At 61.4% G+C, this 11309-nt stretch carries 6 protein-coding genes, 2 tRNA genes and 1 riboswitch; of the genes, 2 read left to right on the forward strand and 6 right to left on the reverse strand.

What is annotated here, in order from left to right; all coding sequences use genetic code 11:
* Positions 1–51: 51 nt before the first annotated feature.
* From nrdR to JAO85_RS17025, 4 genes are all read right to left on the reverse strand, one after another.
* On the reverse strand, positions 52–528 hold the full coding sequence (nrdR, locus tag JAO85_RS17010) for a transcriptional regulator NrdR (protein WP_003053388.1): 477 nt from the start codon (positions 526–528) through the stop codon (positions 52–54).
* Between the two features lie 21 nt (positions 529–549).
* Positions 550–1797, reverse strand: coding sequence for a serine hydroxymethyltransferase (gene glyA / locus JAO85_RS17015; RefSeq protein WP_012839137.1), 1248 nt, complete (start codon positions 1795–1797; stop codon positions 550–552).
* Between the two features lie 35 nt (positions 1798–1832).
* A riboswitch (ZMP/ZTP riboswitch) is annotated at positions 1833–1987 on the reverse strand.
* A 115-nt stretch (positions 1988–2102) separates the two neighbouring features.
* Positions 2103–2936 (reverse strand): lytic transglycosylase domain-containing protein, encoded by an 834-nt coding sequence (locus JAO85_RS17020; RefSeq protein WP_034359288.1) that lies wholly within the window; start codon positions 2934–2936, stop codon positions 2103–2105.
* Positions 2937–3253: 317 nt separating this feature from the next.
* Entirely contained in the window at positions 3254–3604 is a 351-nt protein-coding gene (locus tag JAO85_RS17025) for a hypothetical protein (protein WP_144267326.1), read from the reverse strand.
* A 202-nt stretch (positions 3605–3806) separates the two neighbouring features.
* On the opposite strand from JAO85_RS17025, the gene JAO85_RS17030 reads away from it, so the two are divergent.
* Positions 3807–7703 carry a DUF748 domain-containing protein gene (locus tag JAO85_RS17030; protein ID WP_202788593.1) on the forward strand — a complete coding sequence of 1299 codons (3897 nt, stop codon included), beginning with the start codon at positions 3807–3809 and terminating at the stop codon, positions 7701–7703.
* Between the two features lie 215 nt (positions 7704–7918).
* The gene (locus tag JAO85_RS17035) at positions 7919–10579 is read left to right on the forward strand and encodes a DUF349 domain-containing protein (RefSeq protein WP_202788594.1); all 2661 of its coding nucleotides are present in this window, start codon (positions 7919–7921) and stop codon (positions 10577–10579) included.
* 146 nt (positions 10580–10725) lie between these two features.
* On the opposite strand, the gene JAO85_RS17040 is transcribed toward JAO85_RS17035, so the two are convergent.
* A tRNA-Leu gene (locus tag JAO85_RS17040) sits at positions 10726–10810 on the reverse strand.
* 244 nt (positions 10811–11054) lie between these two features.
* Positions 11055–11139: transfer RNA gene (locus JAO85_RS17045), tRNA-Leu, on the reverse strand.
* Positions 11140–11309 lie beyond the last annotated feature (170 nt).

The following is an 11309-nucleotide window of genomic DNA, read 5'->3' on the forward strand; positions in this document are numbered from 1 at the left end:
CAAAAGCCACCCAAGGGTGGCTTTTGGCATGGCAAGGCACGGCGGTCAGGGCTAGGGCTTTTTGGCGGCCTTGGCCTTGGGGCTGCGAACCTCATCCATGATGTTCTTGAAGTCGTCCACATCCTCGAAGCTGCGGTAGACGCTGGCAAAGCGGATATAGCCGACCTTGTCCAAGCCCTTGAGTTCATCCATCACCAGTTCGCCGAGGCGGCTGGAATCGATTTCACGCTGGCCCAGATTGAGCAGCCTGTCCTCGATGCGCTCTATGGCTGCATCGATGAGCTCGGTGCTCACGGGGCGCTTGCGCAGCGCGATCTGAAAAGAGCCTTGCAGCTTGGCGCGCTCGTATTCGATACGGCGGCCGTCTCTCTTGACCACGGTGGGAAAGCTGACCTCGGGGCGCTCGTAGGTCGTGAAGCGCTTGTCGCAGCCTCCGCAGCGGCGGCGGCGGCGGATGAAGCCCCCGTCCTCGGACTCGCGGGTCTCAACAACCTGCGTGTCCGGATGGTTGCAGAAGGGGCACTTCATGACAGATCAGCGCAGCTGGAATTACTTGCTGTAGACAGGGAACTTGGCGGTCAGCTCGGCCACCTTGGCGCGCACGGCGGCCAGATTGGCTTCGTCTTCGGGCTTGTCCAGCACGTCAGCCACCAGATTGGCAGTGATGCGGGCTTCTTCCTCGCCGAAACCACGGGTGGTCATGGCGGGCGTGCCGATACGGATGCCGCTGGTCACGAAAGGCTTCTCGGGGTCGTTGGGGATGGCGTTCTTGTTCACGGTGATGTGAGCCAGACCCAGGGCCGCTTCGGCAGCCTTGCCGGTAATGCCCTTGGCGCGCAGGTCCACCAGCATCACGTGGCTTTCGGTGCGGCCGGAGACGATGCGCAGACCGCGCTCGGTCAGCGTTTCGGCAAACACCTTGGCGTTGTTCACGACCTGTTCCTGGTAGGCCTTGAACTCGGGAGTCAGGGCTTCCTTGAACGCCACGGCCTTGCCTGCGATGACATGCATCAGGGGGCCGCCTTGCAGGCCGGGGAAGATGGCGCTGTTGATGGCTTTCTCGTGCTCGGCCTTCATCAGGATCACGCCGCCACGAGGGCCGCGCAGGCTCTTGTGGGTTGTGGTGGTGACCACGTCGGCGTGGGGCACGGGGTTGGGGTACACGCCTGCGGCGATCAGGCCGGCATAGTGGGCCATGTCCACCCAGAAGATGGCGCCGACTTCCTTGGCGATCTTGGCGAAGCGCTCGAAGTCGATGCGCAGGGCATAGGCGGAAGCACCAGCCACGATGATGCGGGGCTTGTGCTCGCGGGCCAGCTCTTCGAGCTTGTCGTAGTCGATGGCTTCGTCGGCATTCAGACCGTAGGAGACGGCCTTGAACCATTTGCCGGACATGTTCAGCGCCATGCCGTGGGTCAGGTGACCGCCTTCGGCCAGGCTCATGCCCAGAATGGTGTCGCCTGGCTTGGCGAAAGCCATCAGCACAGCCTGGTTGGCCTGAGAGCCGGAATTGGGTTGCACATTGGCGGCTTCGGCGCCAAAGATCTGCTTGATGCGGTCAATGGCCAGTTGCTCGACCACGTCCACATGCTCGCAGCCACCGTAGTAGCGCTTGCCGGGGTAGCCTTCGGCGTACTTGTTGGTCAGCTGGGAGCCCTGGGCTTCCATCACGGCGGGCGAGCAGTAGTTCTCGCTGGCAATCAGCTCGATGTGCTCTTGCTGGCGATGGTTTTCAGCTTCAATAGCTGCAAACAGTTCGGGGTCGACTTTCGCGACGGTATCGGTGCGTTGAAACATGGCAGTCCTGTGAACTTAGAAATTCCCTTGAGGCCAAGGGCTGCCCAGGCGAACGGCTGAAACGCTTGCAGGCTGCAGTCACTGCGGCTCTGGGCGGTACGCTCCCCGGTGGTTCACAGACCTTGCAGTCTGCCGGATTCCACGTCAGCGGCAGAAAATTCTGCGCCTATCGCCAGTTGCGTACACCCGCTAGTGTAGCTGAGCTGGCATGGCTGAAGAACCTATGCCCGTTTTTCCCGCAGGACCTGGCCGGGGCATAAAAAAAGCTGGCCGGAGCCAGCTTGAGAAATGCAGGGGTCTGTCGCTTAGAGGTTGGAATTGGCCAGTGCCACTTGCTGAGCGTGAGAGACCTTGGTGGCTTCGTCGGACTTGGCCGTCATCAGCGGGCTGGCCTGCAGGCCCACGCCCTGGCGCAGGCGCTGGTGTTCGGCAAGCACCTTGGCAGCATAGCCGCCGTCCGAAGGAAGATTGGCTGCACCCACGTAGTAGCGCAGGCCACCCTCGATGGAGCCGGCGCGGGCAATGCATTCCTTGAGCACCTTGACGCCGACCTTGAGATTGGTCACGGGGTCGAAGGCCGCGTGCTGGCCGCCAAAGCTTTCGTACTTGTCGGTGTGCACGGAAGTCATCACCTGCATCAGGCCCTGGGCACCGACCGAACTTTGGGCAAACGGGTTGAAGCTCGATTCAATGGCCATGATGGCCAGAATCAGCGTCGGATCCAGCTTGTTGGCTTTGCCCTGGACATAGGCTTCGCTGACCAGGGCGGCAATCGGCTCGGGCGCCACCCGGTATTTTTTGCTGAGCCAGTAGGCCACAGCCGCCTGCTCCTTGGGCAGGTTCTTGGGGTTGACGGCCGTGGCGCGGTCGCTGGCGACGACGATGTTGGCGGAAGCAGGGGCTTCCTCCACTTCGGCGGCAGCCACCACGGTGCTGGCGGGCAGGCGTGTGTCGAGCCACTCGCGCAGCTCGGTTGCACCGGCCAGACGCAGGTCCGGACGAGAGATCAGAATCAGGGCCGAAATGGCCACGGCCAAGCCCAGCAGGGCGAAACCGTTGTGAGTAAGAGCAAGAAAACCGTGGGCCGTCTTATGGCCCAACGTTCGCGCAGAGGCGATTAATTTTCCTGACGCTGGCATAGCTTGTCCTTTCTTGGCTATCGCCCGAGGTCGCACCGGATCAATCTCGCGGTGCAACCAGGACAACTGGCCGATGAGGTTTGCTGCGGGCCGATTAAAAGCGCCCCTTGGGGCGCCGATCGGTCTGCTCAGTCGTGAGGCAGCGGAAACAAAAAACGCTCATTTCGAGCGCTGGCGGATTCTAGAAGCGCTCTAAATATTCAGTCAACACTAACAAAAATACTCTTTAGATTTTAAAATTATATAAAAACTGTATGAATGTACAGCTTACTCAAAAAATTACAGCAAAAAATCACGGATTCAAGAGGTGTATACGCTCACATCGTTTTATTTGTCATCAAGGCGAAATAAAGTGCAAAAAGCCTGGTAGCCCTACGCGAGCACAGATATAGTGAATCTGCCTGCACGTTGCAGGTGCTTGCCAAAGGAAAGGAAAAGCAAACTCCGCCGAGGCCTTTGATTCCATGGGTTGTTGGCACTTGCTCTTTATCTTCGCTTGAGGCACAAAAGGGAGCAATCGTTGCTTCCAGCGGCAAGGACCACACCCTCCTTGATCCGCGAAAAACGGCCCGGTCTGGTACCGGCCGTAAAGCCCGGAAGTCGGTTTCGCCACTTCCGGGCTTTGTCATTTCCGGCGTTGTCTTTTTTCTGTAGCGCATTGTTTGCATTTTTCGCGCTCATCTGCCTCTGGTCGGCATTCCTATGGCGCAAACTTCTCCCTGGAAACGCCTCTTGTCTCTATCTATATATAGAGCGCAATCTAGATACACCAGGGTGCGCTCAAGGTACAGTGGTGTTCCGGGCGCGCGGCGGGTCCCGCCCCTGAGAGTCTTGGAAGGCTTTCAATCTCTGCATCAATAACAATTGCCCATGTCCTTGCTCACATCGAATCGCTGGCTTCGTCGGCTGATCTGGTCTGTTCTTGCTCTTTTGCTGTTATGGCTGCTGCTGTGGGCGGTAGTGCCCTGGGTGGCCAAAAGCCAGCTGGAAAAACGGGCCGCCGAGAAGCTGGGGCGCGGCGTTCATGTGGGCAAGATCGAGTTTGCGCCCTGGGCCATGTCCATCACCTTGCACGAACTGGTGATCGATAATGCTATAAAAAAAGTAGCTGAAACTGCGGATCCAGAGGGCTCGGCGGCTCAGAAAGATCTGAAATCGGCCGCCGAGCCACAACTGCAGATCAAGCGCATCTTCATCAATGCCAGCGCGCAGTCCTTGTTCAGGCTCGCTCCTGTGCTGGATGCGATCGAGGTCGATGCGCCGGTGGTGCGACTGACCCAGCATTCACTGGGCAAGCTCGATATCGACGATGTGATTGCCAGGCTCTCCGAGCACGATGACAAAGAGCCGTCCAAGCCCCTGAGCTTTGCGCTCTACAACATTGCATTGCGCGACGGCCGTATCGAGCTCAATGACGAGTTTGTGCAGCGCAAGCACGAGCTCAAGGACTTGCAACTGAGCATTCCTTTCATCAGCAATCTGGCCTCCAAGCGAGAGATCAAGGTGCTGCCGCATCTGGCTTTCGATCTCAACGGCAGCAAGTTCGACACATCGGGCGAGAGCACGCCGTTCACCGACACCCGCCAGACGGCGATGCAACTCAAATGGGAGCACATCGATCTGGCCCCTTATCTGGGCTATGTGCCTGCCAGCGTTCCCGTGCAGCCTCTGTCTGGCGTGCTGGACACGGATCTGCAGATCAGCTTCGAGCAAAAAGACCAGCCTGTGGTCAGCATCAGCGGCAAGCTGGCCTTGAGCAATGTCGCGGTGCAGGACCGCCAGAGCGCGCCGCTGCTGAACTTTGATGCGCTGGAGGTACAGCTCAAGAATGTTCAGCCTCTGCAGAACCAGGTTGCGCTCGAATCGGTGCGCTGGGTCAAGCCCGAGGTTCATGCCAGCCGCAATGCGCAGGGCGTGATCAACTGGTTGGGGTTGAATGCGCCGGCCGGTGCCCCCGCAGCGCCGCTCGAGAAGGCCGTGCCTGAGCCCGCCTCCGCCGAGGCCAGCACTCCGGCCCAGGCAGATGCGAAGGCCGAAAAGCCTGGCAAGCCCCTGGTCGTCGGCGTGCAGCAGTTCGATATTGAAGGCGGCATCGTGCATTGGCAGGATGCCGCAACAGGCGCGGCGCCTGCGGCGCTGACCCTGGCTCCTTTGGTGCTGCAGGCCAAGAATCTGGCCTGGCCCATGAATGCGCCTTTGCAACTGACGGCCACTGCAGGTTTGCAAACGGCTGAGCAGGCCCGGGTGGAGGGGGCAGCCAGGCTGGCTGTGGATGGAGAAGCCACGGACAAGGCGGGCAATCTCAATCTCAAGCTCGAGCAGATGCCGCTGCAATGGGTGCAGCCCTATATGCAAGCGCATTTCAAGCCGCAACTCAGCGCCATGCTCAATACCGATGCCCGGATTTCCTGGGGTGAGGGCGGAGTCGTGGCAGAGGTGGCCGAGCTGACTGCCGACAAGCTGCAACTGCAGGACAAGCAGGCCCCTGTCAATATCGAACAGATCAAGGTCAGTGGCGTTCAGGTCGATCTTGCTGCCCGGCAGGTGCAGGTGGAGGCCATTGCCGTGCAGAAGCCGCAGCTCGCGGCTCTGCGTGACGCACAAGGGCACTGGATGTACGAGCGTTGGTTGCCCGTGGCAGCGCCTGCAGCCAAGCCGGCAACGCAGGGCAGCAAGGCGGAGCCGGGCAAGCCCTGGTCGGTCAAGCTGGCAGCGATTGCCGTGGATGGCGGTGCGCTGCAGTTTCGCGATGCAGCACCTGTGCAAGGCGGGAATGCACGGCCCGTGCAGCTGGATGTGAGCGCCTTGCGCATACGCCTGGGTGCTTTCGAGCCTCTGGCGGCCAAGGCAGCGCCGACTCCGCTGGAGGTCTCGGCTCAGCTAGCTGCCAGTCGCCGTGTGCAGGCTGGTCATATTCAGTTCAAGGGGCAGCTGGGTCTGACCCCTGTTTCGGCTCAGGGACAGTTGCAGGCCCGTGCCGTGCCCTTGCATGCGCTGGAGCCGTATTTCGGTCACAAGCTCAATGTGGATCTGGTGCGTGCCGACGGCAACTTCCGGGGCAAGCTTAACTATCTGGCCCATGCCAAGGGGCCGCAGCTGTCTGTGTCGGGTGATGTGGAGCTCAACGATCTGCGCGTGCGCTCCACGCTTGCGGCTCCTGTGCAGGAGGAAGTGGGCAAGCCCAGTACTGCCAAGGGTGCGCTGACGGCGGTGCTCAATGACTCCACGGCAGACCGTGCCAAGGCATTGGCTGCGCGCACAGGCCTGGGTCTTGGCGATGATTTGCTGGCCTGGAAAACACTGGTGGTGCGCGGCCTGGACCTGAATATGCAACCGGCTCAGCCGCTGCGGGTGAGCGTGCGCGAAACCGCGCTGAGCGACTTTTTTGCGCGCGTCATCGTGCAGCGCAACGGCCGCATCAATCTGCAGGACATCGTGAAGACCGAAAAGTCCGAGCAGTCCGTCGCACAGAACGAAGAGGCGAACGCCCAGGCGGCTGCTGGCGAGAAGCCCGAGCTCAGCAGACCCGTGGCTGAGCCCGCAAAGCCCGAAGATGTCGGCCCCGCGCCCATCATCAAGGTCGGGCCCATTGTGCTGACGGGCGGCAAGGTGCAGTTTTCCGACTATTTCATTCAGCCCAACTACTCGGCCGATCTGAGTGAGCTGAACGGCCGTCTGAGCGCCTTCTCTTCGCAGGCTCCTGCAGGCCAGGTCGAGCCGCAAATGGCCGATCTTGAAATCAAGGGCAAGGCCCAGGGTACGGCGAAGCTCGATATCAGCGGCAAGGTCAACCCGCTGGCCAAGCCTCTGGCACTGGATGTGCGCGCCCAGATGAATGACCTGGAGCTGTCGCCGCTGTCGCCATATTCCATCAAGTACGCGGGCTATGGCATAGAGCGCGGCAAGCTCTATATGGATGTGAACTACAAGGTGCAGCCTGATGGGCAGCTCACGGCATCGAACAAGCTGGTGCTGCGCCAATTGACCTTTGGCGACAAGGTGGAGGGCGCGCCCGCATCGCTGCCCGTCAAGCTGGCGGTGGCCCTGCTGTCCGACCGCAACGGCGTGATCGATCTCGATGTGCCTCTGAGCGGCTCGCTCAACGACCCGCAGTTCCGTCTGGCGCCCATCATCTTCAAGGTGATCGGCAACATCATCATGAAGGCCGTGACCGCGCCGTTTGCGCTGTTGTCGGGAGCGTTCTCGGGTGGCGACGAGTCGGGCGCAGTCAACTTTGCGCCGGGCAGCGCCAAGCTCGACGGCAAGGCCAGGGAGCAACTGACCAAGATCGTCAAGTCACTCAACGACCGCCCCGCACTCAAGATGACGGTGGTGGGGGAGTCGCGTGAGGCCGAAGACAAGGAGGCCTGGAAGACTGAAGAGCTGGATCGTCTGCTGCTGGCCCAAAAGCGCCGCAACGTGATTCGCGAAGGCAAGAGTGGCGACGAGGTGATGGAGTTCAGCGATGCCGAGCGTCCGGCTCTGCTCAAGGCCGTTTACGGTCGTGCCGACATCAAAAAGCCCCGCAACATGGTCGGAATGGCCAAGGATCTGCCTGCAGACCAGATGACGGCGCTGCTGGTGGCCAGCATCAAGGTGCCTGACGATGCCATGCGCGAGCTGGCGCTGGCGCGCGGTGTGGCTGTGAGGGACTATCTGGCCACGCAACAGTTGCCGCTGGAACGCCTGTTCCTGGGTGCTCCCAAGCTGGATGTGCAGGACAAGGACTGGACGCCACGTGCCCAGTTGAGCCTGTCTGCGCAGTGATGAAAGTACTGCGAAACACCTTGCGATTTCGCATTTTTTGGCTTGCCTTTAAATAAAGGCGAAAATACCGGTTTGCCCAGGTGCTCATGTGCCTGGGCTTGCGCTTGGAAAGTCTGCCCTCATGTGGGCTGGCACTGGCCAGTTGCAGCGTTGACTGCGCAGGCTGCCAAGCATTTTCTGACCCTTACATGACATCTATTTCTCCTAGCAGCACCATGTCTGATGCATCTGAAGTGAACCCGGCCTCTGCCAAGAATACTGAGCAACATCCGCTGGATGCATTGACGGGTGGTGCTTTCTCCGCCGAGACGTCGGGTGATCGCGCCGCGCGCATTCGCGACTGGTTGGCGACTCAGCCCACGGTCGAGCAACTCCAGGACGTTCACAAGGAACTGAGCAAGGGCGACAAGAGTGCTGCCCGTGCCGTGCGCGAACGCCTTGACGAAATCCGTCGCACCGCGAATCAGGAAAAAATCTCCGTGGAATGGGCCGAGAAGGCTCAGGCACTGCTGGCCGCAGAGCCCTTCGATGCCGCGGCTGCAGCTGCCTGGCAGCGTGATGCCGCCAAGGCCGGTGCCGCGCTGTCGCGCGAGCCTCTGTCGCAGTTCAAGGCCCGATTGGGCGAGCGCGTGAAGGCGGTGGAAGACCTGCAGCATCGCACCCAGGTGCAGCGCGAAGTGGCGCTGCTGCTGGCGCAGCGCATCGAAGTGCTGTCCACCAAGTCCTGGAAGGATGCCAAGGCGGTGCTGGAAGCCCTGGGAGTCGATGTCGCGCGCTGGCAGGAGCAGGCCAAGGAGCTGACCGGTGACGCCAGCTGGGGCAGCGTGGACGGCCGTTTCCCGCCTCAGCTGGAAGCAGCCTCTGCACAACTGGCGCTGGTTTGGGATGCTTTCCAGTCTGCACTGGCACAGACCGAGGCTGCTGCCGCCGACGAGGCAGCGCCGTTGCCCACGGTCCCCGTCTGGGCCGACGAAATCCGCGTGGCCCGTGGTCTGCCTCCCGAAGCCGCTGCTGTGGAAGTGGCCAAGCCCGCCGCACCGCGCGCAGCCGCCGCTGGCCGTGGCAAGCCCACGCCCGAGCAGGTGGAAGCAGCCAAGGCTGGCCTGGGTCAGGCTCTGCAGGCGCTGAAGGCAGAAACTGCAGCTGGCAACAGCCAGGCCGGCTCCGAAGCCGTGCAAGCCATGCGTGCAGCCATCAAGGCCCATGGACGCTTTGTGGACGAAGCGCTGGTGGGCGAAGTGCATGAAGCCCTGTTGGCCGCCGGTGAGGCCGAGGGTTGGCAGCGCCAACTGGCCGAGAAACTGCGCGAAGACCTGGTGGCCAAGGCCGAAGCCTTGCTCAACCGTCCCGAAGGCCAGGCACTGGGTGGTCGCAAGATCCAGGAAACCCTGCGCAGCCTGCGCGAACAATGGAAGCAGGCCGACCAAGGTGCCATGGCCAATCATGCGCTGTGGAAGAAGTTTGACGAGGCCTGCAACGCAGCCTACAAGGTGGTCGAGTCCTGGCACGACAAGATTCGTCAGGACAGCACGCAGGCCAAGGCCCAGCGTCTGGCGCTGATCGAAGAAATCAAGGCCTGGGCTGCAAGCAATGCGGCCAGCCAGGACTGGAAGAACATGTTGCGCGCGCTGCGCCAGTTCGGCGAGCGCTGGCGTGAAAGCGGCCATATCGGCGAAAAGCTGTTTGCCGAACTGCAGCCCCTGTTCAAGCAGGCCATGGCTGCTGCCGAAGCACCCCTGCAGGCTGCACAAAAGGCCAGCCTGGAGCGTCGCCATGCCATGATCGACGAAGCCACGGCCCTGGGGGCAGCCCCCAGTCTGCGCATCGACGCCGTGAAGGCGCTGCAGCAGCGCTGGCAGGCCGAAGCCCAGGTGGTGCCGCTGGATCGCAAGCACGAGCAAAAGCTCTGGGATGCATTCCGCAAGCCGCTGGACGATGCCTTCAATCGCAAGAGCGTGGAGCGTGGTGGTCGCAGCCAGGTGGCGGTTGAGTTGTCCGAGCATGATCGTCGGGTGCTGGATGCGTCCAAGGCGGTCGAGGCGGCCAATGCCAGCGGCGATGCGCAAAAGATCCATGCAGCGCTGGCCGAACTCGAAGCAGCCATCAAGGCTCAGCCCGCCAAGTCTGATGAAAACCAGCCCCAGGGCCAGGCAGAGCAAGCGTCTGAAGCTGTTGAGGCGCAAGCGAGCGAAGCCGCTGCAGTGGCCAAGCCGGCACGCCCCGTGGTGGCCGTGCGTGGCGATGACCGCCCTGGCATGAGGAAGGAGGCGGCTGCTGCTGCAGGTGGTCGTCCTGGCGATCGCAAGGATGGCGGCCGTGGCCGCGATGCAGCGCGTGGCGAGCGCGGTGGCCGCGATGGTCGCGACAGCCGCGATGCCGGCCGCGGCCGTCGCGAGTTCACGCGCGAGGAGCGCGGACCGCGTCTGGCCGATCCAGCCTTCCGTGCCCAGCGTGATGCCGTGGAGCATGCCCAGGAGGCTCTGCGCAAGCTGGCGGCCCAGGCGCACGGCGAAGCGCTGACTCAGCTGCTCGGTGCCTGGCAGGCTCGTGATGCTGCGCAGCTGCCATCGGCTCAGCAACTGGGCAGCAAGGTGACGGCGCCTGTGCGCTCTTCCTGGTCCGGTGCTGTGGCTGCTGCGCCCAAGGGCAATGCTGCAGAGGCCCTGCTGCGCCTGGAAATGGCTGCCGATGTGCACACTCCTGCCGATCAACTGGCGGCACGCCGTGCGTTGCAGCTGCAGATGCTGACCCGCCGCAACGATCCTTCGCCCCAGCAGACCTGGGGTCAGGACGTGGCCACTGTGCTGGGCAGTGCCAGCGATGAGGCATCTGCCCGTCGCCTGCAGACCGCGCTCAAGCAATTGCTGCGCAAGTAAGCGACATATCGCCCCGATGGGAGGCGTTGCTCAAGAAAAAGGGAGCCGTTGGGCTCCCTTTTTTCGTATGTGCTGCGTACTGTCAGAGGGAGTCGGGGGCGCCAACGAAAAAGCCGCTGCATTTGCATGCAACGGCTTGTCGTGTTTGGTGCCCAGGAGAGGACTCGAACCTCCACGGAGTTACCCGCTAGTACCTGAAACTAGTGCGTCTACCAATTCCGCCACCTGGGCTTTCAGAGTGGATCGAATTATATAGCGTTCAAAGTAGCCGTCAGGCGAGTTGAGGCACTTTTTTGTGCAAGTTGTCGGCAGAGTGTTCTAAGGCTTGAGCTATTTTCCTCGGCTCGCAGGATTGGGGGCGCGGCAGACGAGGGGGCCAGCTTGCGCCAGTGTCTCGCTCCTGGTGTACGTGATTCAAAGGCGCGGTGCAAAAACGAAAAAGCCGCTGCATTTGCATGCAACGGCTTGTCGTATTTGGTGCCCAGGAGAGGACTCGAACCTCCACGGAGTTACCCGCTAGTACCTGAAACTAGTGCGTCTACCAATTCCGCCACCTGGGCATTTCAGAGTGAGTGAATTATATAGCGGCTTGAGTACTGCTTATGCCGGTTTGCGCGGTTTTTTCAGAAAACTTTGCGCGGCGGCTGAGGGGTTGCCAAAACGAAAAAGCCGCTGCATTTGCATGCAACGGCTTGTCGTATTTGGTGCCCAGGAGAGGACTCGAACCTCC

Source organism: Comamonas sp. NyZ500 (assembly GCF_016772095.1).
Classification (GTDB): domain Bacteria; phylum Pseudomonadota; class Gammaproteobacteria; order Burkholderiales; family Burkholderiaceae_C; genus Comamonas; species Comamonas thiooxydans.

Bases quoted from the DNA above. Each gene is read 5' to 3' on its own strand.
- JAO85_RS17025 (WP_144267326.1), bottom strand. From the start codon at position 3,604: ATGCAAACAATGCGCTACAGAAAAAAGACAACGCCGGAAATGACAAAG.
- JAO85_RS17020 (WP_034359288.1), bottom strand. From the start codon at position 2,936: ATGCCAGCGTCAGGAAAATTAATCGCCTCTGCGCGAACGTTGGGCCAT.
- glyA (WP_012839137.1), bottom strand. From the start codon at position 1,797: ATGTTTCAACGCACCGATACCGTCGCGAAAGTCGACCCCGAACTGTTT.
- JAO85_RS17030 (WP_202788593.1), top strand. From the start codon at position 3,807: ATGTCCTTGCTCACATCGAATCGCTGGCTTCGTCGGCTGATCTGGTCT.
- nrdR (WP_003053388.1), bottom strand. From the start codon at position 528: ATGAAGTGCCCCTTCTGCAACCATCCGGACACGCAGGTTGTTGAGACC.
- JAO85_RS17035 (WP_202788594.1), top strand. From the start codon at position 7,919: ATGTCTGATGCATCTGAAGTGAACCCGGCCTCTGCCAAGAATACTGAG.